Origin of the sequence: Pseudoblastomonas marina (assembly GCF_034374265.1) — a bacterium.
Classification (GTDB): Bacteria; Pseudomonadota; Alphaproteobacteria; order Sphingomonadales; family Sphingomonadaceae; genus Alteriqipengyuania_A; species Alteriqipengyuania_A marina.
On sequence record NZ_CP139718.1, the window covers coordinates 321,530 to 347,057 of the forward strand.

General features: G+C 61.5%; 21 protein-coding genes and 1 tRNA gene. 16 read left to right on the forward strand and 6 right to left on the reverse strand.

Features of this window, described 5'->3' with window-relative positions; translation table 11 throughout:
• Positions 1-1,302 precede the first annotated feature (1,302 nt).
• Complete coding sequence (locus tag T8S45_RS01505; protein ID WP_322294422.1) at positions 1,303-1,788, forward strand: DUF805 domain-containing protein; 486 nt, start codon at positions 1,303-1,305, stop codon at positions 1,786-1,788.
• Positions 1,789-2,412: 624 nt separating this feature from the next.
• On the opposite strand, the gene T8S45_RS01510 is transcribed toward T8S45_RS01505, so the two are convergent.
• Positions 2,413-2,727, reverse strand: a complete 315-nt coding sequence (locus T8S45_RS01510; protein ID WP_322294423.1) for a hypothetical protein — start codon at positions 2,725-2,727, stop codon at positions 2,413-2,415.
• A gap of 669 nt (positions 2,728-3,396) precedes the next feature.
• Between T8S45_RS01510 and T8S45_RS01515 the strand changes: the two genes are divergently transcribed.
• Complete coding sequence (locus tag T8S45_RS01515; protein WP_322294424.1) at positions 3,397-3,816, forward strand: hypothetical protein; 420 nt, start codon at positions 3,397-3,399, stop codon at positions 3,814-3,816.
• Between the two features lie 112 nt (positions 3,817-3,928).
• On the opposite strand, the gene T8S45_RS01520 is transcribed toward T8S45_RS01515, so the two are convergent.
• Positions 3,929-4,321 (reverse strand): hypothetical protein, encoded by a 393-nt coding sequence (locus tag T8S45_RS01520; RefSeq protein ID WP_322294425.1) that lies wholly within the window; start codon positions 4,319-4,321, stop codon positions 3,929-3,931.
• Between the two features lie 1,066 nt (positions 4,322-5,387).
• On the opposite strand from T8S45_RS01520, the gene T8S45_RS01525 reads away from it, so the two are divergent.
• The 5 genes from T8S45_RS01525 to T8S45_RS01545 all read left to right on the forward strand — a co-directional run bounded on the left by T8S45_RS01525 (position 5,388) and on the right by T8S45_RS01545 (position 11,903).
• Positions 5,388-6,623 (forward strand): hypothetical protein, encoded by a 1,236-nt coding sequence (locus T8S45_RS01525; RefSeq protein ID WP_322294426.1) that lies wholly within the window; start codon positions 5,388-5,390, stop codon positions 6,621-6,623.
• Positions 6,624-6,732: 109 nt separating this feature from the next.
• On the forward strand, positions 6,733-6,900 hold the full coding sequence (locus tag T8S45_RS01530; protein ID WP_322294427.1) for a helix-turn-helix domain-containing protein: 168 nt from the start codon (positions 6,733-6,735) through the stop codon (positions 6,898-6,900).
• Between the two features lie 9 nt (positions 6,901-6,909).
• A complete protein-coding gene (locus T8S45_RS01535; protein ID WP_322294428.1) occupies positions 6,910-7,374 on the forward strand; it encodes a helix-turn-helix domain-containing protein in 465 nt (154 codons plus the stop codon).
• A gap of 12 nt (positions 7,375-7,386) precedes the next feature.
• The gene (locus T8S45_RS01540; protein WP_322294429.1) at positions 7,387-8,487 is read left to right on the forward strand and encodes a tyrosine-type recombinase/integrase; all 1,101 of its coding nucleotides are present in this window, start codon (positions 7,387-7,389) and stop codon (positions 8,485-8,487) included.
• A gap of 59 nt (positions 8,488-8,546) precedes the next feature.
• The gene (locus T8S45_RS01545; protein ID WP_322294430.1) at positions 8,547-11,903 is read left to right on the forward strand and encodes a type ISP restriction/modification enzyme; all 3,357 of its coding nucleotides are present in this window, start codon (positions 8,547-8,549) and stop codon (positions 11,901-11,903) included.
• Positions 11,904-12,050: 147 nt separating this feature from the next.
• On the opposite strand, the gene T8S45_RS01550 is transcribed toward T8S45_RS01545, so the two are convergent.
• Positions 12,051-12,125: transfer RNA gene (locus T8S45_RS01550), tRNA-Val, on the reverse strand.
• Positions 12,126-12,231: 106 nt separating this feature from the next.
• Here T8S45_RS01550 and T8S45_RS01555 point away from each other — a divergent pair.
• The 3 genes from T8S45_RS01555 (at position 12,232) to T8S45_RS01565 (ending at position 14,023) form a co-directional block, all read left to right on the forward strand.
• The gene (locus tag T8S45_RS01555; protein ID WP_322294431.1) at positions 12,232-12,549 is read left to right on the forward strand and encodes a DUF3297 family protein; all 318 of its coding nucleotides are present in this window, start codon (positions 12,232-12,234) and stop codon (positions 12,547-12,549) included.
• A gap of 134 nt (positions 12,550-12,683) precedes the next feature.
• Entirely contained in the window at positions 12,684-13,175 is a 492-nt protein-coding gene (locus T8S45_RS01560) for a glycine zipper 2TM domain-containing protein (protein WP_322294432.1), read from the forward strand.
• A 146-nt stretch (positions 13,176-13,321) separates the two neighbouring features.
• Positions 13,322-14,023 (forward strand): hypothetical protein, encoded by a 702-nt coding sequence (locus tag T8S45_RS01565; RefSeq protein ID WP_322294433.1) that lies wholly within the window; start codon positions 13,322-13,324, stop codon positions 14,021-14,023.
• A 22-nt stretch (positions 14,024-14,045) separates the two neighbouring features.
• Here T8S45_RS01565 and astD read toward each other — a convergent pair whose 3' ends face one another.
• Positions 14,046-15,455 (reverse strand): succinylglutamate-semialdehyde dehydrogenase, encoded by a 1,410-nt coding sequence (gene astD, locus T8S45_RS01570; protein ID WP_322294434.1) that lies wholly within the window; start codon positions 15,453-15,455, stop codon positions 14,046-14,048.
• Between the two features lie 71 nt (positions 15,456-15,526).
• Complete coding sequence (locus tag T8S45_RS01575) at positions 15,527-16,924, reverse strand: protein adenylyltransferase SelO family protein (protein ID WP_322294435.1); 1,398 nt, start codon at positions 16,922-16,924, stop codon at positions 15,527-15,529.
• Between the two features lie 73 nt (positions 16,925-16,997).
• On the opposite strand from T8S45_RS01575, the gene T8S45_RS01580 reads away from it, so the two are divergent.
• From T8S45_RS01580 to T8S45_RS01605, 6 genes are all read left to right on the forward strand, one after another.
• On the forward strand, positions 16,998-17,876 hold the full coding sequence (locus T8S45_RS01580; protein ID WP_188641320.1) for an alpha/beta fold hydrolase: 879 nt from the start codon (positions 16,998-17,000) through the stop codon (positions 17,874-17,876).
• Positions 17,877-17,888: 12 nt separating this feature from the next.
• Positions 17,889-19,022, forward strand: a complete 1,134-nt coding sequence (locus T8S45_RS01585; protein WP_188641321.1) for a glycosyltransferase — start codon at positions 17,889-17,891, stop codon at positions 19,020-19,022.
• A gap of 137 nt (positions 19,023-19,159) precedes the next feature.
• Positions 19,160-19,969 carry a tetratricopeptide repeat protein gene (locus tag T8S45_RS01590; protein WP_322294436.1) on the forward strand — a complete coding sequence of 270 codons (810 nt, stop codon included), beginning with the start codon at positions 19,160-19,162 and terminating at the stop codon, positions 19,967-19,969.
• A 3-nt stretch (positions 19,970-19,972) separates the two neighbouring features.
• A complete protein-coding gene (locus tag T8S45_RS01595; protein WP_407654922.1) occupies positions 19,973-21,331 on the forward strand; it encodes a BamB-related PQQ repeat family beta-propellar protein in 1,359 nt (452 codons plus the stop codon).
• Positions 21,332-21,375: 44 nt separating this feature from the next.
• Positions 21,376-22,728 (forward strand): methyltransferase family protein, encoded by a 1,353-nt coding sequence (locus tag T8S45_RS01600; RefSeq protein ID WP_322294438.1) that lies wholly within the window; start codon positions 21,376-21,378, stop codon positions 22,726-22,728.
• A gap of 118 nt (positions 22,729-22,846) precedes the next feature.
• Positions 22,847-24,127, forward strand: coding sequence for a hypothetical protein (locus tag T8S45_RS01605; RefSeq protein ID WP_322294439.1), 1,281 nt, complete (start codon positions 22,847-22,849; stop codon positions 24,125-24,127).
• Here the strand turns inward: T8S45_RS01605 and T8S45_RS01610 are convergent, their stop codons facing one another.
• Positions 24,128-25,498, reverse strand: coding sequence for a glutamate--cysteine ligase (locus tag T8S45_RS01610; RefSeq protein ID WP_322294440.1), 1,371 nt, complete (start codon positions 25,496-25,498; stop codon positions 24,128-24,130). It lies immediately after the preceding gene.
• Between the last annotated feature and the right edge of the window lie 30 nt (positions 25,499-25,528).

The following is a 25,528-nucleotide window of genomic DNA, read 5'->3' on the forward strand; positions in this document are numbered from 1 at the left end:
CGGGCGGCGGTGTCGCGTTGCAAACAGCCCAGTGTCCCCTCTCCACCCATCTGGCGACGTTTTTACAGAGCTTGGCTGGTGCCAAGAACAGACGGGCGGGTAACGACCCGGAACAAGTCAATCGGCCTTTCTGCTGGGGTCGAAAAAATGAACTGCCTCCCAGAAAGCTCCGCAAGCCACTAGGCCGACTGCTTCCCATCGTAGCCCACTTATCCAGAGCCATCCGGCTGCTGCGAATACCGCAATCCAAAGTGCGATGATCCAAGGTTTGGCCATTGTGAGACTGTAGAGCCTCGCAGGGACGCGACGCAACTGTCGATAGCAATCAACGCGTTGTCCGCTTTCCACCCAACTGAAGTCGCATCTATTCATCGCACCTCTTGCCAAAAGCCGACCTCGATAAGCGACCCGATGACGGACGCAATCAGTCGAAGGATTTCTCCAGCGAGCTTTGGATAGACCGATTAGCATTGCGGCATGCTCGCCAATGTTCGCTTTCGATAACCGTTCGTTTGCAGTCACTTGGGTTGGCAACACCAATTGTCTGGAGCGTTACGCTTGTGAGACCCTGCGAAAAGCCTTCATTCTTGAGATAAAGGATTATGCTCTCAACCGGCTGTCCGTCTTCAGCCATAGCCCTCGCCGTTCTAATTGCGCGGCGCGTCTTCTGGCGAGACCGGCATTGTTTGAGCCAGTTTAGCATCACACCACAATGGCCGAGCAAGAACCCGCGTCAAGGTCCGCATTCCACCCAGTTAGTGACAGCTTCACCGAGCTAGGTAGCTGCCAGGACCTGACCGTCGGCTAACGACCCGCTAGCGGACGTGAGGAGCCACCTCGAAAAGATGTTCGATCTGCGCGCTGCCATCCCAGCCTGCCGGAACATCTTCTGGCCTACCCGGCCACTTTGAATTTAGCGATGGCTGGCATCGGCGGTAATGGCGAAGCGACTCCAAGATCGTGGGCCGCGCGCCGCTAGCGGCGGGATCGTCATCGAAACCCGGTTCCCACCCACAGCACGGGCAAATTCCAGTTCCGATGACTCCGCCGCGTTCGTCGTAGGATTGGCCTTCGAAATAGCCGGGAAAGCCACAGGACGGGCAGAGGTATCGACCATCCTTATCACGGATATTGTATTGTCGAGCGTCCAGCATGGCACGATCTGATAAAGACCCGAATGGCCGCTTTCCACCCATCTGAAGCAGTTCTCACCGAGCTGGCTATGTGCCAGGAGTGGACGGGCCGATAACGACCCGCTTGCGGACATTAGGGAGAGTCGGCAGAGTGGGTTTCGGGGGCGCTATGGCTTACAGCAATTCAATCGGGGACAGCCCGCAACTGCTTAGAAAGACAGTCACCGGAGTGACCGACTTCTCAGGCCGCTCGCGCCGAACGGAACTGGTTTATTACTGGATTGCCAGCGCCCTCTTCGGCGTCGTTCTCCACTTCGCCCTCAGCACGTTCGTGACATTCGAGACGTCTTGGCTGTTCGGAAACGTTTTTCAATTTCTGCTGACGGTCCCGATGTTTGCCCTCTTCGTCAGGCGACTCCATGACCAAGGCAAGTCAGGCTGGTGGGGACTGCTCCTACCGCTGTTAGTGTTGCTGCATATCCCTCGCATGCTGACGGAGATGCGTGGCGACTTTGCTGAAATCATTGCACAGCAAACTGGTCCGCTGGGTGTCGCGGCGTCTCTCTGCGCCCTCGCTGTCTTAGTCCTATTTCTCTTACCGGGGTCGGATGGAGCTAACAGCTATGGTCCGGACCCGCGTTTGGACGAGCACTAATGTCCGCATCCCACCCAGTTCGCGACAACTCCCCGACCTAGCCGCGAGTCAGGAACGGACCTTCAGCTCACGGCCCGATTGCGGGCGTTGGGGTGAACCAGCCTAATTTGTGCCGGTTACTGGCACTTTCGAGCAGCTCGTTACGACACTATTCTCGGTTTTATAGCTCAGTTTGGATGTCCGGCGGTTGAGAACCCAAGTATCAGTTCCCCATGCGTATTCAGTCGACCTTGAAACCGATGGTTGAGCGGAAGAGCTAAGGACAAAGGTCTTCTTGCCCTCGTCGAAGCAAAGATCGGAGCCATCACATTGGAGCGGCTGTCCGACGACATCGTCAAAAACCATCCCGCCGGTTTCTGTATTGAAAAAGACGTTCTCCAACTCCGCTCCGGTCTCGTCGCAGAAGTAAATGCGATCTCGCGCAGGCGCGGAGCACCCCAATAACAGTGTTGCCGCTGTCCCCACTATCGCATGCTTCATCCGATGAGCATGAGCTTGAAGTTGAAGCCCGGCAAGTCAAAATCGGGACGTCCGCTTTCCACTCAGTTCGTGACTGATATGCCAAGCTAGCAATGTGCCATGAGCCGACCGGCAGCTAACGACCCGATTGCGAACTTTGGCTACTTAGGTTTTGTCAGAGCTCTCGCTTGGATCAGGGCCATAGGTGAGTTTTATATAGCGTAGGTTCATCTTGGCGATTAGCGTGGCGAAAACCCAAACCACGCTGCCGAAGACCGCGAAGCCTAAGAACGCCCAAACATCGCGGGGTGAAAAGCCCCAACCAAGTGCAGCCATCCAATCAATAGTCGCTGCCAACGCCAGTGCTGCGAAAACCGCTGACCAAACAACCAGGAAAACGTTTAGGAAGCGTCGATTGCGGCGATAAGACTTGTGCAATGCACGGCTTCGATTTTTCAGGTAGCTAGGATCCTGTTTCACGCTCTTAGCGTAGCTGACGAAATGGCCGCTTTCCACCCCATCTGGCGACGCTTTTACCGAGCTAGCGATGTGCCAGGAGCGGACGGGCCGGAAACGACCCGATTGCGGACATTGTCAGAATATGACGAGGCTGCCAGTTTGCGGTGATGTTCAGAATGGCTTTGTCGTTCCTTCTCGTCAGTGCGTTGCTGGGGACGGCATATGCTTTCGCATGGTCACCCCACGCATCGTTTAATCGTGCTGGAATCATCAGCACAACCGGGCGGATTGATTCAGGCGCGAAATTCGGCGTAACCATCGGCGATGTCCAATGGACCGCCCAAAAGACCTTTTCGAAGGCGGGTTTCTATAGAGTTGAATCGACAAAACCTCAATCTTGTCACGGTTTCGAGTATTCAAAAACACAAAACATTGAGGTGTGGTTCGACGATAGTTGGAGGCGGGGCACTTTGTGCGTTGTCAGTTCAGAATCAAAGATCACACACTTAAGTTGGAGCTATGGATTTGGCTCCCCATGATGGCGGACTGGATGCGTTTGTGTCAGCTAACCACCCAATCTGGCGACACTTTTGTCGAGCTAGAGATGTGCCAGGAGCCGACCGTCGGCTAACGACCCGATTGCTGACTTCGGAAAAACCAGTAATTGGGCCGCATCTATATGGAGAGAGTATGCTTCTATATTTGCTGGCCCTGAGTGCTGCACCTCATGCTGTGGACCCGGGATATGACCACATCAACGAAGTTGCGGTTGTAGCGGCGTTCCTAGGGGAGGCTGAGAAATCAGAGGTGAACTTGGCTCAGGTGGAGATCGTCAATCGTATTGCGTCATCGGAAAATAGTGCGCCGCATTTGTTTGCCTATATTCGCGAATGCTCGATAGATGAAATTTCCGTAATTTCTACAAGCGAACGTCGCCTACCGGTTGGTGTCAAATGGAATTGCGGGCGCTTTATTAAGAGCGACGGGAAATTGAAATTGGAGGAGCGAACCGCGTCATTTTGGGTGGAAGAAGGGAAGATCGTAAAGATTGCCTTCGGCGAAGGGCCGCCACTCGTGATACGTCCTCTCACCAGAGGCGAGGAGAAATAGCCTACGCCATAGAAAGCTTGCTTTAGCTCCGTTCCCACTCATCCTCAGCCACTTTCATCAAGTGATCGATCTGCCGGGAACTGACCGTCGGTGAACGACCCGAAAACAGTTATTAAAGCTCGCGCACGATTTCGGCAATCTCGGGGTCGGTGTAGGTTTTTACTGGGTCATGAGGTGGCAAATGCGGGCTTGCAAGCTCCCCTGCATCAAATGCTTCGAAGACCCGAAAAAATAGCTTCGGCCACGGTGGTGGTGAGGCTTCGGCCTGCTGCCCAATCATAATGCCATATAGGTGATTCACTATCTCATCGCAGAATTCGAATGAGTAACGCTTCTCATGATAACCAACCGCAAGCTGTGTCGCGATCTGATCGTAAAGAAGAGCTTGTGCCCGGCCTGAACCACCAGCCCAAGCGAGCATATCGGCCTCTGTGGGTGCTTGGCCCTCCCAATCCACGGCATACCGTCGCAGGATTTCGACGATGACTGATGAAATGTCGAACATCGCGAGGAGATACCACGGCGATGGCAGCTATCCACCCAGTTCGTGACCGTTTTGCTGAGCAAGCGATGTGCCAAGAGCAAACAGGCAGCCATCGACCCGCTTGCGGACACTGAGTTGTCATGCAAGCTAGTGGCATGGATTGCCTCCTAATCATTGCCACTTTGTGCCTTGCAGACGTGCAAAGCGTAGAAGTCAGTAGCCCAAGCTCGACGTCACGATGGGCAACTGCTCGTGTTCAAGGCTCGGAAGTCGTGGTCCAGCTTTCGGGCGACAACTTTCGCGCTGAATACGATGCGCAGCGTATGAGCCGTGCGTGCGTTGGAAACAGCTGCGTCTCCTATCATCGTTGGTGCGAAAGCCGAGATGAAGGCTGGACCTGTTATTACTCCACCGAAGATAATGCAGATTACTCACGCTGGCTTCGCATTACTTCACCGGACGTAGATTCTTATGCTGATGTGGAGAGATCGCTGGGACTAATAAGTGCTACGGGACAGGTCGTTCCTCTTGCAGAGCTTGAGACTGTGTCTTTGGACCCAACTCCGCCATTTTGCCGACGTGGAGGGCGGGGACCTCAATGCCCAGATTGATTGTCCGTTTCCCACCCATTCTCGGTTAGCGAGCGACGAATCTCCAGGGCCTAAAACCTGTCATCAGGATTGAAACGCTGTGAGATAGCCGTTCAATGAGAGACGAGGTTGGAACAGGATGAGAAAGCACGAACGCGGGCTCACGTTTAGCTTCATCGCTGCTCGCAAGCATGGTTCAGCATTCGCCTCTTCGCATACAGATTGCACGGGCGGATAAATAGGGCTTCGGCCGAAAGCGCATCCTTTCCGCTATCCGATTAAACGAAACACTAGCCGCATGATGCCATAGATCGCAGATTGGCGATCTCTGTCGTGTTACGGCTCATTTTATAGAGGTTGCACATCTGACAGGTCTGCCGAACCGCGGGTCTATTTGAGAGATTTGCGAGTTCCTTACAGATTGCACATAACTCAATCGTATATCGATCCCACTTAGTGTTTCAATTATCGTTTCTTGTGGCTGCGAGGGTGGCAGATTGAACGAAGACGAAAAGCGTGCAAACCCGTTTGAAGTTGCTGAGGAGAAGACCGCCTTGAGCAACGTGACGGGGATTCTCAAAGAACTCCGTGACCACAGCGCCAGCGAGTCTGACCATTCATGGCCTGTACCAATCCGTCCAAAGGACATTTCAGTTCCCAGCCGCGATTGGTTTCCTGAGCCGGAATGGATGAGTGGTGGTGATGCTTTCGAATTGCTGCGCCTTCAATGCGAACCGTATGAATACGCTCCCGCAATGGCGCGCATTTGTCAGATCATTTCAGATCAATTCGATCGAGATGACAAAGGCCTAAATTACATCATCGAGAACCTTCCTCCGAGTCATGAGCTTCTTGATGACTTCCCGGTAGGTACACCGATCTGGTTTCGAGCAATGCACAGCCTTTTATCTCAAAGAGGGGCGAAGGCGATTGAGGGATGGGAGGAGCTTGCGAGTGAGCTACACGATTGGGCGGCAGTGTATGATTCACTTCGGCTTCGGGGTTTAGATGTCCTCGACAATGCCCTTAGTCTTCATTGGTCGGTGAGCGAGCTTTCACTACCTGAAACCAAACAAGACCCGATTTGGACGTTTCCGAGGGCTATGGCTTGGATAGCAACTAGGGATTATCTCGCGATGGCGAGAATGCCTCTTTTTACTAGACCTAATGGGCACGAGGAGCCTGTCGCCGAGGATGGTGTATGGCGCTTTGCTACAAAGTCGCTAGGCTGGCTCCACTCCACAATATCGTATGCGTACTGCGAATGCGGTGCCGTGAAAGAGTTCGGCCTGTCCTCATTCAAACACTGCACATGCATCTCAGTGGCTTGGGAGGAACTGGTCCATCTCAACGGAGGGCTGTCCCCTGCAACTCCAGAACTGGTGTTCAATCTGCACGAGGGCTGGATTTCTATGACCTGGCCAGATGGCGCTGACGATATACGCTTTCTGCGTCGAGATATTTTGGAGCGATGGCCTCCAGTCAGTCGGGACGAACCAACTGGCCAGAACTCGACGCAATCTACCGCAAATGGTGAACAAGAATGTCGAACTTGGCTAGCGAAGGAATTTGCGTCCGATCCTGAAATGCGTCGCTCAAAGAAGAGCTTCAGAGATGCTGCACTTAAGGAATTTTCTGGTCGATTATCGGTACGCGGATTCAATCTACGAGTTTGGCCAGACCTCGCACGCCAGCATGGGCGCGACAGCGCCGGGGCAAAACGCAAATCGTAACGCCGATTCAATTCGCCAAGTTTTGAGAACTCCTATTCGAGCGAATTCTTGATCGTGATGTTCTCCTGCATCCGCTGGCGCTTGCTGGCACTTTGCAGGGAAACACGACATGGAACCTCTCTTCGTTTCGATTACCGATGCCGCCAAGGCGCTCGGCCTCGGTCGCACTTCCGTCTATGAGCTGATCCGCGCAGGCGAACTGAACACCCGCAAAATGGGACGGCGGCGGCTGGTTACGGTCGCTTCCATCAAGCGGCTGGCCACCGAAGAGCAATAGGCCAGCGCAATGAAGCGGATCGATCCCCGCCGCGCCAAGCTCCATCGGTCTTTCAGTGTGACCGAATTGGCCAACTTGCTCGGTGTGCACAAGCACACGGTGCGCGGCTGGCTGAAGAAGGGGCTGCCCTCGATCGATGGGGCCAAGCCGACACTGATCCTAGGCAGCGATTTTCAGGAATGGTGGGCGAGGCAGCGCAAAACTGCAAAGCGCCCGTGCCAGCCTGGGCAGATGTACTGCTTCAAGTGCCGGGATCCGAAAGCACCAGCGATGGGGATGGTCGATTACGTCGCCATCAATGCGGCCACCGGCAATCTCAAGGCGCTCTGCGAGACCTGCGGTACGATGATGCACCGGCGCACACGGCTGGCGGACATTGCCACCAAAATGCCCGGATTGGAGGTTCAAGCCACGCTGGCTCCTCCACGCATAGTTGCGCGGGCGCATCCCTCCTCAAACTGTGACGATCCTTAAGGAGCCTAAGGCATGGCAAAGCACAACGCCGCAAACACGCGAATCAAGCGCGAATATTTCGACTACCTGAAGGAAGCGATGCGACGGGACGAAGCATCAATCGATCAGGTCGCCAAGGCCCTATCGCGCTTCGAAGCGGCGACGGGATACAAGGATTTCAAGAAATTCCATCGTGAGCAAGCAAAGGCCTTCAAGCATCGGCTGGATAAGGAAACCAATACCCGCACCGGCAAGCCGTTGGCGCGTGCCACGGTCCACTCAACACTTTCGGCCCTGCGCGCGTTCTTCATCTGGCTGGCGGGCCAGCCTGGCTACAAGAGCCGCATCGCCTATGCCGATGCGGATTATTTCAACCTGAGCGAAAAGGACGTGCGGGTGGCTAATGCCAAGCGCGAAAAGCCGGTGCCGACGCTGGAGCAGGTCCACCATGTCATTAATTCGATGCCAGCCGAAACGGACATCGAAAAGCGCAACCGCGCGTTGATCGCGTTGGCTGTGCTGACCGGGGCGCGGGCGGGGGCGCTGGCCAGCCTGAAGCTGAAGCATCTCGATCTTGAGCAAGGTAGCATCTTTCAAGATGCGCGGGACGTGAACACCAAGAACAGCAAGACCTTCACTACTTGGTTCTGCCCCGTTGGCGGGGATGCGCGTTCGATCGTCACTGACTGGTGCGAGCACCTTCGCACTGTCCTGATGTGGAGCGAAGACGATCCGCTGTTTCCGAAAACGGCGATCGGTCTGGGCAAGGAGGGCGGTTTTGAGGCGGTTGGACTGGAGCGCGGCCATTGGAGCAGCACTGGGCCGATCCGCGCGATCTACAAGGCTGCTTTTTCGGCGGCGGGCTTACCCTACTTCAATCCGCACTGCTTTCGCGACACTCTGGTTCAGCTCGGTGAGCGGATCTGCACTACGCCGGAGCAATTCAAGGCCTGGTCGCAGAATATAGGGCACGAGAGCGTGCTCACCACATTCACCAGCTACGGCACCGTGCCAGCCGCACGGCAGGCGGAATTGATCCGGGGGCTGGGAGAGGAGAGGGACGGCGGCGATGATGCGGAACGCATGGCAGCCCTGTTTGGGGAGTTTTTGCGCAATCGTGGGGGAAGCTTCTAGAAGCTTTCAGCGGGGCGCGTTTTATTGTTAGGTGCCCTTCTCAGAGCTGGAGCGGGCACGTGAAGTTAGCAGATTTACAAGACTATGCGGAAAAACTTACCGAGAAATTCGCCCTCCCCGGCTCAAGCTCCGATGAAGACCAGCTCAAGCCGGGCGTCCCGGAGCTGCTGGCAAAGGCGGGCGCTGCCTATGGGCTGGAGGTCGAGACGAAGACCGAAACCCACCTGTCCGAGCATAAGGTTCGCCCGGACATCGCGGTTTATGTCGGCAAGCTGATTTGCGGCTACATCGAGTTGAAGGCCCCGGGCCTTGGGGCAGATGCTCCCAAGCTCAAGGGCAAGCATAACAAGGAGCAATGGGCAAAGCTGAAGGGTCTGCCCAATGTCCTCTATACCGATGGACGCGAATGGGCGCTGTATCGCTCGGGGGAGCGCCCCGAGGGCCAGCCGATAGTCCGTCTGCATGATGATCCCACCACAGCGGGGAAGTCGGCTGTCGAGGCTGACGATGCTGCCGCGCTGGGACGTCTCCTTCGGGACTTCTTCGGTTGGAAGCCGAATGTCCCTCACACCCCGTCAGGTCTGGCATCCTATCTCGCGCCAATCACGCGGTTCCTGCGCTCGGAAGTCGAAAGCGCCTTGGAGGACGATGGGTCGGCAGTGACACTCCTGGCGAACGAATGGCGGCAGTTCTTCTTCCCGGATGCCGACAACGACAAGTTCGCGGACGCTTACGCCCAGACGGTCACGTATGCGATGCTCTTGGCCCGGCTTTCCGGCGCGGGCACTCTCGACCCCGCGGAGGCGGCGAAGACGCTCGACAAGAACAACGGTCTGCTGGCCCAGTCTCTCAAGCTGCTTGGTCAAGCGGAGGCTCGGAAGGAGCTATCGGTCGGCTTCGAGATGCTCCAGCGCTCGCTTGAGGCACTCGATCCGCACGACTTCCTCAAGTCCAAGCCCGACCTCTGGCTCTACTTCTACGAGGATTTCCTCGCTGCCTATGACCCGAAGCTGCGAAAGGACTATGGGGTCTACTACACTCCACGAGAAGTGGTTGAGCTTCAGGTGCGGCTGGCGAGCGAACTGCTTGAAAAGCGCTTTGGCAAAAAGCTCGGCTTTGCGGATGATGGTGTCGTTTTTCTCGATCCGGCCGTGGGGACCGGGACCTATCCTGTCGCAGCGATCAAAAGTGGCATCGAGAAGGTCGAGAAGCGAGCAGGACCCGGAGCCGTCGCTGCACGTGCAAGGCAGATGGCCGAGAATATGTATGGCTTCGAGATACTGGTCGGGCCTTACGCCGTCGCACACCTGCGACTGACGCAGGCGCTAGAAGGCGCGATCAACAGCGCTAAGGGTGAAGAAGAGGAAGACGAGAAGCTCGCCGCCCGCCTTAAAATTTACCTCGCTGACGCTCTCTCAAGCCCCGACAAGGCCCCGCCCGGGGGGCTGGATCTGACGCACAGAGTTCTGACACAGGAACACGAAGCAGCCCGCGAGGTGAAGCAGAAGGGGGACATCCTCGTCTGCCTTGGAAACCCTCCATACGACCGACAGACCATTGAGGAGGGCGATACTATAACCCAGCGCAAGGGAGGCTGGGTCCGGTTCGGCAACGTGGTTGGAGCCGATCAGGAAGAACAGGGCGAAGATCCCCCTATCCTGAAAGCCTTTGTAGATCCGGCAACCGAGGCAGGTCAGGGACTTCACCTCAAGAACATCTACAACGATTACATCTACTTCTGGCGATGGGCGTTGTGGCGCTTGTTCGAGCAACAGGAAGGCGGCGGTATTGTCACCTTCATCACTGCGTCGAGCTACCTCGCAGGCCCCGGCTTCGTAGGCGTTCGGGAAGTGATGCGGCGGACGTTCGATGAGCTATGGATAGTTGACCTTGGCGGCGACAATCTGGGGACACGAAAAACACCTAATGTTTTCAACATTCAGACGCCCGTTGCAATCGCCATAGGCGTTACTCACGGAAAGCCTGACCGCGGCACGCCTGCGAAAGTGCACTACGCCAAAGTGACGAGCGAGAGCCAGTCAGGAAAACTGACAATTCTCGACGGCCTGAAGGGCATTAAGTCCCTCTCGTGGAGCGACTGCCCGGTTGATTGGCACAAGCCGTTTCTGCCGGTTGGAAAAGGTGATTATTTCGAGTGGCCCAAGCTTATCGACATCTTCCCCTATCAACGGAGTGGCTCAAAGTTCGGACGGTCTTGGCCCATTGCCGAAACGCGTGAGCTAATCGAACAGCGTTGGATGACGCTACTCGCGAAGACCGGCAAAGAGCGGCAAAAACTCTTCAAGAACAATCAGTATCGTAAGATTGAGCGCCAATACCGCGACCATGTGACTCGGAATAAGCTACCGACCATCGCAAGCATGAAGGTTGGTTCAGACTGCCCGAAAATCTCTCGATATGCCTTCCGCTCTTTCGACCGTCAGTTCGCGATGGAGGATATTCGGTTCAACGACAGGATGGGAGAAGTGCTCTGGAGGCTCCAGGGCGAGCATCAATTGTATTTGATTTCGCTCGCCACTGAGTCGCTTGCAGAAGGCCAGGGGATTATCGCCACCTCCGCCGTTCCCGACCTGCATCATTTTCGTGGATCGTTTGGCGGGAAGGACGTTATCCCATTATACCTCGATGCGGAGTGTTCGCAGGCGAATATCACTGAAGGGCTTCTCGACTTACTCGAGTTTGCTCTTGGAAAAAAACCATCCCCCGAGGACCTCGCAGCATATGTCTACGCAGTGCTTGGTGGGCAATCCTACACCTCCCGCTTCTGGAACGAACTCGAAACCCCCGGAACTCGCGTTCCCCTGACGAAGGATGGCGAGGTGTTCGCCAGAGCTGCCAAGCTTGGGCGGAAACTCATCTGGCTCCACACTTACGCAGAGCGCTTTTGTGACGAGGGCCGCGGCGATGAGGTCCCGAAAGGGAAAGCAACGAACCTCAAGGGCATTTCGTCCAAGCCTGAAGATTACCCAAGCGAATATGAATACGACCCCGAGAAACGCGAACTGAGAGTAGGCGATGGGGTCTTCGGGCCAGTGACGCAGGAAGTTTGGGACTTCGAAGTGTCGGGTCTGCAAATAGTCTCGTCATGGCTCGGCTATCGGATGAAGAAGCGGGCTGGCAAGAAATCTAGTCCACTTGACGACATCCGACCTGAGAAGTGGACCCCTGCCATGAGCGACGGGCTGCTTGAGCTACTCTGGGTCATCGAGGCTACGCTTGAGATGGAGCCGGACCTGAAAGCTGTGCTCGACGAGATCGAGAAAGGCGATTGTTTCCGTGCGAGCGAACTTCCCGAACCCAAACCCGAAGAACGGGTGGAGCCGGGGAAGCAGAACGACGCAGGAGGGCTTTTGGCTGGGATGGGCGTTGTCGAGGAAGGCGATGGTGCAGAATAGCGCCTCGGCTCCACCTGCACAGATTGATCCAACCGAACGCAACAAAGGAAGGATGGAATCAACGCGCAATTCGCGCCGTTCCCACACCGCGTTTTTCATGTTTTTTTCATGGAAATGCAGACCATCTCTTCTAAGCTATTGAAAAGATGGTGGGCGCGGCAAGGATTGAACTTGCGACCCCACCCGTGTGAAGGGTGTGCTCTACCACTGAGCTACGCGCCCGTCTCTCGACAGAGGCGGCCCACTAGCGCCGCGCGGCGCGATTGACAAGCATGTGATTGCTGCGGGCGATTGACAAGCGGCGGGCCCGCCGCCAACAGCGCGCGCCATGACCGATACTCCCGACACCGCCCCCGACAGCAGCGAAACCCCCGGCGCGCAGGACGTGCCCCCCGATCGTCTCTCGGTCGAGGCCGGCAGCGAATATTTCGACGTCGAGAAGCTCCAGCGCGGGGTCGCGATTTCCTTCAAGGGCTCGCGCCGCACCAATGTCGAGGAATATTGCATTTCCGAAGGCTGGGTGCGCGTGCAGGCGGGCAAGACCCTCGATCGCAAGGGCAAGCCGCTGACGATCAAGCTCAACGGTCCGGTCGAGGCTTGGTACGAGGATCTGGGCGAGGACGCCCCGCACGCCAAGGCGAGCTGACGGCGCCGTTCGCAACGGTCCATCGCACGCACGTATTCGGCTCGTCGATAATCGCGGCGCGTTGCGCGTCGTTCATCGATTTCGGCTAATTCCTGAACCGCGGTTTCGCGCCCCGAACTCGCGGAACGACAGGAATGGAGACTGAATCTATGTTGAAGAAGATCACGCTTTCGGCGAGCGCGCTGCTGGCAGCGGCATCGCTTGCTACCCCCGTCTCGGCGGCCGAACTGCCGACCATCGGCGCAAGCGCCTCGGCCTATGCGACCGTCCAGGCGGACGGCGCGATGACGCTGGCACACCACAAGCGCGGCCATCGCCCGCGCGGGCATTTCCAGGGGCGCGGCAACCCGCACCGCACCGCCTATCGCTATCCCGAATACACTCCGCGCAGCGGCTACGGAGAGCGCGCCACCTATGAAACCCGCGCGTGGCAGGGCGAGGACGGGCGCTATTACTGCCGCCGCAGCGACGGCACCACCGGCCTGCTGATCGGCGGCGCGGCGGGGGCGTTGCTCGGTCGCGAGCTGACCAAGAACGGCGACCGCACGCTGGGCACGATCCTCGGCGCGGTCGGCGGGGCGCTGCTCGGGCGCGAGATCGAGAAGCGCGCGGTGCGCTGCCGCTGATCCACGATCCGGCGTATGAGAAACGGCGTCTCCGGTCCTCCCGGGGGCGCCGTTTCCCGTTTCGGGACAAGCGCCGGGCGGGTCTTCGCCTCAGCGCATGGCCGCTGTATGTGGAGGCATAAAGAACATTGGATGAGGATCATGCCATGCGCGCCCGCTTTCTTTTCGCCGCTCCCCTGCTGACGCTCGCCGCCTGCAGCGGGGGCGAGGACGCGACCGATGAAAACGCCGAGATGGATCCGGCCACCGCCGGCGCGCTGGGCGAGGACATCATGGTCGATCCCGACCGGCTCGACCAGTCGGGGGCCGACGGCGCGCTGGCGGGCGGCGACCCGGCCTCCTCGGCGGTGCCGATGGACGACGAGACCCGCGAACAGGTCAACCGCGCACGCGAGGAAGCGCGCCAGCTGGTCGGCGGGCGGATCAACCAGGCACCCGCGCCGGGCGATGCGCTGACCCGCACGATGATCGCGGCGGCGCAGGCGATCCAGCGCGGGAACAGCGGCGTCGATTGTTCGCAGGGCGCCGACTATTCCGCCGCCTGGGCCGATCGCATGCCTGAACCCTTCACCGTCTATCCGCGCGGCGCGGTGCTCGAGGCGGCGGGGAACGACGACGAAGGCTGCGCGCTGCGCGTCACGACCTTCACCACCGCGGTACCGCAGCAGGAAGTCGTCAACTTCTATCACACCCGCGCGCGCAATGCGGGCTTCTCGGCGGACCTGATGGAGAAGGACGGCGAGACCGTGATCGGCGGACGCAAGGGCGACGCGGCCTATTACATCGCGGTCGGGCGGCAGGCCGACGGCCGCACCAAGGTCGAATTGCTGGCCCGCGCCGGGTCCTGACCCGGCCGCGCGGGCGGGGGGTTTATTCCTCGAGCCCGACGCCGATATTGGCGCGCGGTTGGTCCATTTCGGTCGAGGCGACCGGATAGGCGCAGTAATCGGCGGCATAGAATGCGGCCGGGCGATGGTTGCCCGACAGGCCGATCCCGCCGAAGGGCTGGCTCGAACTCGCGCCGTTCGTCGGCCGGTTCCAGTTGACGATCCCGGCGCGGATATTGGCCCAGAAGCGGTTGTAGTCCGCCGGGCTGCCGCCGATCAGCGAGGCCGAGAGGCCGAACCGCGTGCGGTTGGCCTCGGCGATCGCCTCGTCGAGGGTCGACACCTTCACCACCTGCAGGATCGGGCCGAACAGTTCGACGTCGGGGCGCTGTTCCATGTCCGTCACGTCGACGATCGCGGGGGTCAGGAAGGGCTTGCCCTCGACCTTCTTGGTCAGGTGCCGGATCGCCTTGCCGCCGTGGGTGATGAGGTAGACGAAGCTCTCCATCAGCCCGTCGGCGGTCTGGTTGTCGATCACCGGGCCCATGAACGGGGCGGGATCGGCGAAGGGCTCGTCGACGATCAGCCGCCCGGTCAGCGTCTTCAGCTTGTCTAGAATCGCATCGTATTGCGTGTCGCGCACGATGAGGCGGCGCGCGGCGGTGCAGCGCTGGCCGGCGGTGGTGTAGGCGCTCTGCGCGATCAGCGCGGCGGCATCGTCGAGCAGCGGGGTGTCCCACAGCACGATCGGGTTGTTGCCGCCCATCTCGAGCGCGACGATCTTGCCCGGATTGGCGGCGAGCTTGCGGTTGATCGCGATCCCCGCCTGCGCGCTGCCGGTGAACAGCACCCCGTCGACGCCCGGATGCTTGACCAGCGCCTCGCCCTCGTCGCGCGCGCCGATCAGCAGCTGGACGACGCCCGCGGGCACGCCTGCCTCGTGGAACGCGGCGACCAGCGCCTGGCCGACCGCAGGGGTCTTTTCGCTCGGCTTGAAGATCACGCAATTGCCCGCGATCAGCGCGGGCACGATGTGGCCGTTGGGAAGGTGCGCGGGGAAATTGTACGGGCCGAGCACCGCCATCACGCCGTGCGGCTTGTGGCGGACCGAGGCCTTGCCCTGCAACGCGTTGTCGAGCGTGCGCTGCGGGGTGCGCTCGGCGTAGGCGCGGACCGAGATCTCGACCTTGTTGATCACCGCATCGACTTCGGTGCGCGCTTCCCACAGCGGCTTGCCGGTCTCGCGCGCGATCAGTTCGGCGAAATCGTCGGCCGCCTTGCGCATCTCGTTGGCGAAACGGCGCATCAGCTCGATGCGGTTGGCGAGCGGCTTGGAAGCCCAGTCGGCCCAAGCGCGCCGCGCGGTCGCGACCGCCTCCTCGACGTCGCCGGTCTGGCCGCGCCACAATTCCTCGCCCGTCGCGGGCTCGAACGATACGATTTCGGAGCTCATCCGGTCCTCAATTCCCCTGGGTGTCGCGCGCCATAGTAGAGCGCGCGGCTTAACGCAAAATGTGTCGGAGTCTACGCCAGCGGACGACCTGCAGGCGAGATCGTTCCGAGCGCCGCTCCATGCGCGCGGATCCGCTCGATCTCGGTTTCAAGCACCGACCAGTCGTCGTCGCGGTCGATCGCGGCCCAGATTGCCTCGACCCGCTCGATCACCAGCGAGGGTGCGTCGTCGGGCAGCGGTTCGGCACCCTCGACGAAGCTGCGCGCGGCGAGCAGCGTCTCGAACTCGGTCCCGGGCTGGCCGCGCCAGCCGCGATAGCGCGCGAAGGCCGCGTCGGGCGCTTCGCCGGTCGCGACCATCTGGCGCTCCATCGCGCCGATCAGCGCGGTATCCGATTCGCCGTCCTGCGGCATCACGCCGAGCCGCCAGAGCCAGCGGCGGCGCAAGGCTGCCTCGTAGAGCCCGCCATAACGATCGAGCGCGGCGACCAGCGGGTCGCTGTCGGCGAGCGCGCGCAGCGCGACGGCGAGCTGCATGCAGTTCCAGTGCACCGCCTCGGGCTGGCGAGCGAAGGCGTAAAGCCCCTGGTGGTCGAAATAGGCGGCGGTGAAGCTCGCATCCCATTTGGGCAGGAAGCGCCACGGGCCGTAATCGAAGCTTTCGCCGGAAATATTCATGTTGTCGGTGTTGAGCACGCCGTGGACGAAGCCCGCGACCATCCACGCGGCGGCGGTATCGGCGAGCCGCTCGACCACCTGGTGGAGCAGGATCACGGCGGGCTGGTCGCGCCCCGGGGCGTCCTCCGGCGGCGGCGGGCCGGGGAACTGTTCGAGGCAGTAATCGACCAGCTGCGCCATGTGTTCGGGTTCCTCGAGCACGGCGAGCCGTTGGAAGGTACCGATGCGGATATGGCCGTGCGAGAGCCGCGTCATCACCGCCGAGCGGGTGGGGGAAGGCTCGTCGCCGCGCTCCAACTGCTCGCCGGTCTCGATCACGCAGAGGGTCTTGCTGGTATCGACCCCGCGCGCCTCGAGCAGTTCGGTCGCGAGGATCTCGCGCACCGCGCCCTTCAGCGTCAGGCGCCCGTCGCCCCTGCGGCTATACGGGGTGGTGCCCGATCCCTTGGTGCCGAGATCGACCAATCGGTCCGTGTGGTCGCGCAGCTGCGCGAACAGGAAACCGCGCCCATCGCCGATCTCGGGATTGTACACCCGGAACTGGTGTCCGTGATAGGCGAGCGCGAGCGGCTCGGAGAGATTGTCGGGCAGCGGTTCGAAGCGCCCCAGGTGCCGCACCCAGTCCTCGTCGCGCCAGTCCTGCAAACCCACCGAACCGGCCCAGCGCCGATTCGCGAAGCGCAGCCGGGTCTCGGGGAATTGCGCCGCCGCAACCGGCGTCGCGAGCCACTCGGCCAGCTGCATGATTTGCGGATCGGGACGGTAGGTGACGGGTTGCTCTGGAGGACGCATATCGCCAAGGGTGGGGGCACGGCGCGGCAAGCGCAAGCATGCATGAGCCACAAGGGATTCAGGCGGGAGCTCGATGAGCGACGAACACGACCATTTCGAGGAAAAACACTGGACCAGCCCCGACGGGCTGAAACTGCATTTCCGCGATTATGCCGGGCCCGACGCGTCCGATCTTCCCCCCGTGGTCTGCCTGCCCGGCCTGACCCGCAATTCGCGCGATTTCGAGGATCTGGCCGATCACTTGCGCACCCGTACGCGCGTGATCTGCCCGACCATGCGCGGTCGCGGCGACAGCGAATACGCGCCCGACAGCGCGACCTACGTGCCGCAGCAATACGTCGCCGACTTGCTCGCGCTGTTCGAGCAGGAGGGAATCACCCGCGCGGTGTTCGTCGGGACCTCGCTCGGCGGAATCCTCACGATGCTGCTCGCGGCGGTGAAGCCCGATCTCGTTGCGGGCGCGCTGGTCAACGATATCGGCCCCGAGATTTCCGCCGACGGGATCGCGCGGATCCGCGGTTATGTCGGGCAGGGCGGCAGTTTCCCGACCTGGATGCACGCCGCGCGCGCGCTCGAGGAAGGGCAGGGCGATATCTTCCCCGATTTCACGATCGACGATTGGCTGGTGATGGCCAAGCGCAGCATGACCGTCGGCACCAACCAGCGCATCGTCCCCGATTACGACGCCAAGATCGCCGAGCCCTTCGCCGGCGACAGCGCCGAGGGCGGGACCGATCTGTGGAGCCCGTTCGAGGCGCTCGGCAAGAAACCGCTGGTCGCGGTGCGCGGCGAGACTTCGGATATCCTGACCGCCGACACGCTCGAGCAGATGCAGGCCAGGGCCGACGATATCGAAATCGTGATCGTGCCCGGCGTGGGCCATGCGCCGTTCCTCGACGATGCCGGGTCGCTCGCCGCGCTCGATCGCTTGCTCGACCGCGCCAAGGCGTAAGGAACCGAGACGATGGCGAAGAAGGTCCTGCACCTCCATTCGAGCTTCGACGTGGGCGGCAAGGAAATGCGCTCGGTCCGGCTGATGGAAGCCTTTGGGCGCAAGCTCGAGCACACGGTGGTCTCGGCCGAGCCGGGTGCGCTGAGCGCGGGCCACGGGATGAAGAAGTCGGTCCAGGTGAGATACCCGGTCCATTTCCCCTCGCTCAAAGGCAAGCCGACCCCGGGGCGGCTGCAGAAGCTCGCCAAGGCGATGGCGGGCTTCGACCTGATCCTGACCTACAATTTCGGCGCGATGGACGCGGTGATGGCGCACACGCTGTTCGCCGACCTTCATTCGCTGCCGCCGCTGGTGCACCACGAGGACGGGTTCGACACCGACGAAACGAAGAAGCGCAAGTGGACGCGCAACTGGTATCGCCGGATCGCGCTGGGCCGCGCCTCCGGGCTGGTGGTCCCTTCGACCGGGCTCGAGCAGATCGCCAAGACCGAGTGGCAGCAGCCTGCATGGCGCGTCCAGCGGATCGTCAACGGCATCGACACCGCGCGCTATGGCCGCAAGGCGAAGGCCGACGCGCTTCCGGGCCTCGTCAAGCGCGAGGGCGAGCGCTGGATCGGCACGCTGGCGGGGCTGCGCAAGGTCAAGAACCTGCCGCGGCTGGTCGAGGCGATGAAGGACCTGCCCGAGTTCTGGCAGCTGGTGATCGTGGGCGAGGGTAGCGAGCGCGACGAGATTCGCGCCGCGGCGGACCGGTTCGGCGTCTCGGACCGGGTCCACATGCCCGGTTTCGTCGAGGATCCTGCGACCGTGCTCGGGCTGTTCGACATCTACGCGCTGTCGTCGGACAGCGAGCAGTTCCCGCTCTCGGTGGTCGAGGCGATGGCGAGCGGGCTGCCGGTCGCCTCGCCCGACGTCGGCGACGTGAAGGCGATGCTCGCCAAGTCCAACCGCGACTATGTCTCGGTGCCGGGCGACACGAAACATCTCGGTGAAATGCTCGCCGCGCTCGCCGAAGACGAGGCCGCCCGCGCCGCGATCGGCGAAGCGAACCGCCAGCGCGCGCGCGATCGATACGACGAACAGGCGATGATCGACGATTACCGCGCGATGTATGCCCGCGCGCTCAAGGTCCCGCGCTTCCCCTGATCAGGCAGGCGCGACACGGGCATTCATGCCCGCTTCACCGCGTGCCCGACAGATCGATCCACAGCATCGCCCATTGAATTGGCGCGCGAGCGCGGTAAACAGCGCGCCACAGCAATTTGCCACGCGAAAGACAGATTTTGGCCCTTCCTCCGAACGACAAGAATTCCGCCCCCCAGCCGACCGACAAGAAGGCCGCGCGGGAAAGCGCCGAGCAGGACGGCTTCATGCGCGAAGTCGACGAGGCGCTGCGCGAGCAGCAGATGCAGGACGCGGCCAGGAAATACGGCCTCCCGATCGGCATCGCGCTCGTGGTGATCATCGCCGGGGTCGGCGGCTGGCTGTGGTGGGACGGTCGCCAGACGGCCGAGGACGCCGATCGTGGCGAGCGCCTGACCATGGCGCTCGACCGGATCGAGAAGGGCAACGCCGCCAGCGCCGACGAGATGCTGACCCAGCTTGCGGGCGAGGACGACGCCAAGGCGACCGCGGCGCTCGCGCGGATGACCCAGGCCGCGCTGCTGCTCGAGGACGGCAAGGCCGAGGAAGCCGCCAAGATCTATTCCGCGGTCGCCGCCGATGACGACGTGCCGCAGCAGCTGCGCGACCTCGCCACCGTGCGCGAAGTCGCCGCGCGGTTCGACGAACTGCCGCCGGCAAAGGTGGTCGAACGGCTCAAGCCGCTCGCGGTGGCGGGCAATCCGTGGTTCGGCAGCGCGGGCGAGCTGGTCGCGATGGCCTATCTCAAGCAGGGCAAGGAAGACCTCGCCGGTCCGCTCCTCGCCGAAGTCTCGCGCGACGAGAACGTGCCGCAGACGATCCGCCGCCGGACCCGCCAGATGGCGGGCTTGCTTGGGGTCGATGCGGTCGACGATGTCGAGCGCACGCTCAACGAAAGCGAACTCGCCGCGCGCGGCCAGACAGCCCCAGCGCCTGCGCCGCAGCAGTAAGGAATGACCATGACCACGAACACGACCAGCCGCCTGCGCCCGAGTCTCCGATTGGCCGGAGCAGCGATGCTGGCGCTCGCCACCGCGGGCTGCGGGATTCTCGGCGGCAGCGACAAGCCCAAGACACCGACCGTGGGCGAACGCATCCCGGTGCTCTCGCGGATCGAATCGGGCGCGGTCGCCGACCCCTCGCTCGCCAGCGTCAGCGTGATCCTGCCCCCGGCCGCGGCCAATCGCGAATTCGCGCAGCCGAGCGGCGGCGCGTCGAATGCCTACGGCCACCTCGCGATCGGGGCCAACCCGGCCCCGGCCTGGACCGCGCAGATCGCCGGCAGCACCAACAAGGCGCGGCTCGCCTCCTCGCCCGTGATCGGCGGGGGCAGGCTGTTCGTCTTCGACACCGCGGGCACCGTCCACGCGTTCGACGCGACCAGCGGCGCGCCGGTGTGGCGCAAGCGATTCAATGTCAGCGGTGACGGCGAGGGCGCCGAATTCGGCGGCGGGGTCAGCTACAATGCGGGCCGCGTCTACCTCACCACCGGGGTCGGCGAAGTCGCCGCGCTCGATGCCAATACCGGCGACGAAGTGTGGCGCGTGAAGCCCTCGGGCCCGCTGCGCGGCGCGCCCACGCTCGCCTTCGACACCGTGTTCGTGATGACGCAGAACAACGAGATCTACGCGCTCGATATTGGCGACGGGGCGGTCCAGTGGTTCGAATCGGGCGCGGTCGGCCAAGCCGGCGTGTTCGGCGTCGCCGCCCCGGCCGCGGCGCAGGGCACGGTGATCGCGGGCTACAGCTCGGGCGAACTCGCCGCCTATCGCTATGAGAACGGCCGCCAGCTGTGGGGCGACGCGCTCGCGCGGACCTCGGTCTCGACCTCGGTCGGCACGATCACCGATATCGACGCCGATCCGATCATCGACCAGGGCCGCGTCTACGCGCTCGGTCAGGGTGGCCGGATGGCGGCCTACGAACTGGTCACCGGCCAGCGCATCTGGGAACTCAATCTCGGCGGGATCTCGACCCCGGCGGTCGCGGGCGAGTGGATCTTCACACTCACCAGCGATAGCCAGCTGCTCGCGATCCAGCGCTCGTCGGGCAAGGTCAAATGGGTGGTCGACCTCCCGGCCTTCCGCAACATGGAAGACGAGAAGGACCCGATCTTCTGGACCGGGCCGGTGCTCGCGGGCGATCGGCTGTGGATGGCCAATTCCGAAGGCCAGGTCGCCTATGCCAGTGTGAATGACGGATCGCTCGCCTACCTGACCGATCTCGATCCCAAGGTCTCGCTGCCCCCGATCGTCGCCAACAACACGCTCTACGTGCTCGACGACGGCGGCACGATCCGCGCCTACCGCTGAGCGCGCTTTTCTCGCGTTAACCATTACGTGCTAGGGTTCCGGCCATGACAGCGGGGGCTTCGGCACGGGTGGCGGCGCGGCCGCCAAGCGACGTATCGTCGGCGGTCGGGCTGGTCGGCCTGCTCGGCCTGCTCGCCTGGATCGTCTTCGCGCGCGAATACCCGGCGATCGCCGATGCGCTGGGCCTGCCGGGCCGCCGCGGCGTCTTGTCCGGCCCCAATGCCGCGCTGATGGGCCTGTTCGCCGCCGGGATCCCGATGGTGCTGTGGTCGGTGTTCGTCGAGAAGGTCCACCGCCGGGAAAGCACCGGGCTCGACTGGAGCCGCAAGCGCCCGCTCTCCGAAGCGGGCGATTTCACAATCACCAAGCTGGCAGGCCTGTGGGCGACCTGGGCGCTGCTCGGCGCGTTCTACTGGGTCGGGCGGTGGTACTGGCAGCCGCCCTATACCTTCGCGATGGAGGTGCTGGGCTGGCTCGTCGTCCCGCTGTTCCTCGTCTCGATCCCCTACGTGCTGTGGCTCGACCGCCACCTCAAGGACCCGCGCGATGCGTGCTGGCATTTCGGCGCGATGCTGATCGGACGCGACGCGTGGGACGCGAGCGAGGTCAAGCGCCACCTGCGCGCGTGGTTCATCAAGGGCTTCTTCGGCGCCTTCATGATCGCGATCCTGCCCGAGGGGTTCCGGATCATCGTCGAGGCCGATCTGGGACTGGCGATCGACGACCCGGTGCGGCTCGGGCTGATCCTCATCACGCTGCTGTTCGTGATCGACGTCCAGATCGGCGCGGTCGGCTACCTCGTTACATTGAAGCCGCTCGATGCGCATATCCGCTCGGGCAATCCGTTCGTCGGCGGCTGGCTCGCCGCGCTGCTGTGCTACCCGCCGTTCCTCATCATGGGCCCCGGCGACGTGCTCGACTACCGCGTCGACACCGCCGAGTGGAATTACTGGCTGGCGGGCAACGACACGGTGCTGGCGATCTGGGCGGCATGGCTGGTGTTCCTCACCGCGATCTACGCCTGGGCGACGGTGATCTTCGGGCTGCGCTTCTCCAACCTCACCTATCGCGGGGTCATCACCAACGGGCCGTACCGCTGGACGCGGCACCCGGCCTACCTGTCGAAGAACGTGTTCTGGTGGTTCGCCACGCTCCCCTTCCTCGTCACCAGCGGCAGCGCGACCGAAGCGATCCGCAACTGCGTGCTATTGGCGGTGGTCAGCGCGATCTATTACTGGCGCGCGCGGACCGAGGAAGCCCACCTGCTGCTCGAAGACCCCAAATACCGCGAGTACTACGACTGGATGGGTGAGCACGGCCTCGTCACCGCCAGGCTCCGCCGCCTCGGCCACGCGATCGCGCGGCGGGGCGATGCAGAAAAGGAAAGCTACAAGTAACGCCTTGATCTATCTTTGAAGTACCTTACGCTTCTCTTTTGCCGTCTTGGGGGAGAGGTGAATGACCGATAGGCCTGAATTTCTTGTAAGGGGAGAACGCGCTAGACTTCTTCCCATTTTGTCCGAGAAGAACAAAGAAGCGCGTTCGCTTTCTCCTTTTCTTGCGACACTCTCGGTAGTGCGAAACTACGCCGCCGAAATTTTTGGCGAGATCGGCGTTAGGATTGGCGCACGCGCGAAAATCGAATGCTTCACCGAAGTGTGTTTCGAAACCGATCGTAAAGCCAAGGACTTGAGTCGGCCCGATGGGTTGATCGTTATCGATACTGGCCGAGCGAAATGGTCGGCGCTGGTCGAAGCCAAGATCGGCGAAAGCGAGTTATCTGCGGAGCAGGTGGAACGCTATCTCACGATCGCGCGAGCCAACCGGGTCGATGCAGTTATCACGATCTCGAACCAGTTCTCCGCCGTGCCGCATCATCATCCGGTGCAGGTTTCAGGGCACAAGACAAAAAGTGTCAGCCTCTTCCATTTTTCGTGGATGCACCTGCTGACGGTGGCCAAGCTGCAACTGATGAATGGCGTAGTCGACGATGCAGAACAGCAGTGGCTTCTGAACGAATTCGTTCGATTTATCGGCGACGACAGCGCCGGAGTACGGGGCTTCGATCAGATGCCGAAAGCGTGGAAATCACTCGTCGGGACTGCACGCCAGGGAGCGCCCAACCTACCGCAGGACGAAATGCGCGAGGTGACGGAAGCCTGGCAGCAGGAATGCAGGGACCTCGAGTTGATCCTGAGCCGCCAACTCGGGCGAAGGGTGGAGCAGCAGCTGTCGCGCGCAGAAAAGGCCAATCCGACGACCAAGTTCGACAGTGATCTGAAGCGGCTCAAGAAGGATCGCGCTCTATCGATCAGCCTTGACCTGCCAGATGCGAGCTATCCGCTGGTTATCGACGTCAGGATTTCGCGCGGCACGATCAACCAATCGGTCTATATCCGTGCTCCTGGAGACCGTAAATCCAATAAGGCACGATTGAACTGGCTGTTGCGGCAAATCCCGAGCGAAGCCGACGGACAGTTGATAATTCGTGCCTATTGGCCCGGTCGCGCACCGACATCGGAATACGAAATCGGGAAACTGCGTGACGATCCGACTTTGCTGTTCGATGGCAAGGAATCGATGCAGGTCCTTGGATTCGAGATTGTTCGCTGTACGGACTTGGGCGTGCGAATGAGTCAACCGCGGACGTTTATCCAAGAACTTGAGCTGGCTGTGCCCGCATTTTACAAGCTCGTGGTTGAGCACATCACAGAGTGGCAGCCTGCTCCGCCTAAAATTCCGGCCGACCGATCCAATCCTGACGATGTTTCACCATCCAAGCTCGGTGTCGATTAGTCAGAAACTGTAGCGGTAGACCCGGCTGACGTCCTCGTTCCACTCGCCGTGATACTTGTCGAGCAGGCGCTGGGCGGGAACCTTGCCGCTGGCGACGATCTCGTCGAGCGTTTCGAGGAAGCCGGCCTCGTTGTCGCCCGAGGAGTTGAGCCGCGCGCGGGTGTTGAGGCCCTTGCGGCAGATCGCGAGCACTTCCTTGCCGAGGTCCTGCAACGTACCGCCGCCCGGAATCGGTGCATCGAGCGCCTGTCTGGGGACCGCGTTGCGTAGGTCCTCGCGCTGTTCGACGGTCCAGTGCTTGACCAGGTCCCACGCGGCATCGAGCGCGTCCTGTTCGTACATCAGCCCGACCCAGAAAGCGGGGAGCGCGCAGATCCGGCTCCACGGCCCGCCATCGGCGCCGCGCATCTCGAGGAAGCTCTTCAGCCGCACTTCGGGGAAGGCGGTCGAGAGGTGGTCCCACCAGTCGCTCTCGGTTGGTTTTTCGCCGGGGAGGGCGGAGAGATTGCCGTCGAGGAAGTCGCGGAAGGACAGGCCGGCCGCATCGATATACTTGCCGTCGCGGAAGACGAAATACATCGGCACGTCGAGCATGTAGTCGGCCCAGCGTTCGTAGCCGAAGCCGTCCTCGAACACGAAGGGCAGCATGCCGGTGCGGTGCGGGTCGGTGTCCGACCAGATGTGGCTGCGATAGGAGAGGTAGCCGTTGGGCTTGCCCTCGGTGAAGGGCGAATTGGCGAACAAGGCGGTGGCGAGCGGCTGGAGCGCGAGGCCGGTGCGGAACTTCTGCACCATGTCGGCCTCGGACGAATAGTCGAGATTGACCTGGATCGTGCAGGTTCGCAGCATCATGTCGAGGCCGAGGCTACCGACGCGCGGCATGTGCCGCATCATGATCTCGTAGCGGCCCTTGGGCATCACCGGCAGGTCGCCGCGCGCCTTGTCGGGCCACATGCCGAGGCCGAGGAAGCCGACCCCCATGTCCTCGGCAACCGATTTGACCTGCTGCAGGTGGCGGCCGGTTTCGGCGCAGGTATCGTGCAGGTTTTCCAGCGGCGCGCCCGAAAGTTCGAGCTGGCCGGCGGGTTCGAGGCTGACCGTGCCGTCCTCGCCCGCCATGGCGATGACCTTGCCGCCTTCCTCGACCGGCTCCCACCCGAATTCGCGCAGGCCGAGCAGGATATCGCGGATCCCGCCGGGTTCGTCGTAGGAGAGCGCGTGCTTGTCGTTCAGGCAGAACACGAGCTTCTCGTGCTCGGTACCGATGCGCCAGTCGGCTTTCGGCTTCTCGCCGCCCACGAACGGGGCGACCAGCTGCGCGCGGCTCTCGATGACCGGATCGGCCTCGGTGGAAATCTTGCGGGTGCTCACGAAAATTGCCCTAGAAAACCGAAAGCGGTG

Excerpts from the sequence above, each read along its gene's own strand:
- T8S45_RS01505 (WP_322294422.1), top strand. The coding sequence starts at position 1,303 with ATGGCTTACAGCAATTCAATCGGGGACAGCCCGCAACTGCTTAGAAAG.
- T8S45_RS01515 (WP_322294424.1), top strand. The coding sequence starts at position 3,397 with ATGCTTCTATATTTGCTGGCCCTGAGTGCTGCACCTCATGCTGTGGAC.
- T8S45_RS01520 (WP_322294425.1), bottom strand. The coding sequence starts at position 4,321 with ATGTTCGACATTTCATCAGTCATCGTCGAAATCCTGCGACGGTATGCC.
- T8S45_RS01530 (WP_322294427.1), top strand. The coding sequence starts at position 6,733 with ATGGAACCTCTCTTCGTTTCGATTACCGATGCCGCCAAGGCGCTCGGC.
- T8S45_RS01535 (WP_322294428.1), top strand. The coding sequence starts at position 6,910 with ATGAAGCGGATCGATCCCCGCCGCGCCAAGCTCCATCGGTCTTTCAGT.
- T8S45_RS01540 (WP_322294429.1), top strand. The coding sequence starts at position 7,387 with ATGGCAAAGCACAACGCCGCAAACACGCGAATCAAGCGCGAATATTTC.
- T8S45_RS01555 (WP_322294431.1), top strand. The coding sequence starts at position 12,232 with ATGACCGATACTCCCGACACCGCCCCCGACAGCAGCGAAACCCCCGGC.
- T8S45_RS01560 (WP_322294432.1), top strand. The coding sequence starts at position 12,684 with ATGGAGACTGAATCTATGTTGAAGAAGATCACGCTTTCGGCGAGCGCG.
- T8S45_RS01565 (WP_322294433.1), top strand. The coding sequence starts at position 13,322 with ATGCGCGCCCGCTTTCTTTTCGCCGCTCCCCTGCTGACGCTCGCCGCC.
- astD (WP_322294434.1), bottom strand. The coding sequence starts at position 15,455 with ATGAGCTCCGAAATCGTATCGTTCGAGCCCGCGACGGGCGAGGAATTG.
- T8S45_RS01575 (WP_322294435.1), bottom strand. The coding sequence starts at position 16,924 with ATGCGTCCTCCAGAGCAACCCGTCACCTACCGTCCCGATCCGCAAATC.
- T8S45_RS01580 (WP_188641320.1), top strand. The coding sequence starts at position 16,998 with ATGAGCGACGAACACGACCATTTCGAGGAAAAACACTGGACCAGCCCC.
- T8S45_RS01585 (WP_188641321.1), top strand. The coding sequence starts at position 17,889 with ATGGCGAAGAAGGTCCTGCACCTCCATTCGAGCTTCGACGTGGGCGGC.
- T8S45_RS01595 (WP_407654922.1), top strand. The coding sequence starts at position 19,973 with ATGACCATGACCACGAACACGACCAGCCGCCTGCGCCCGAGTCTCCGA.
- T8S45_RS01600 (WP_322294438.1), top strand. The coding sequence starts at position 21,376 with ATGACAGCGGGGGCTTCGGCACGGGTGGCGGCGCGGCCGCCAAGCGAC.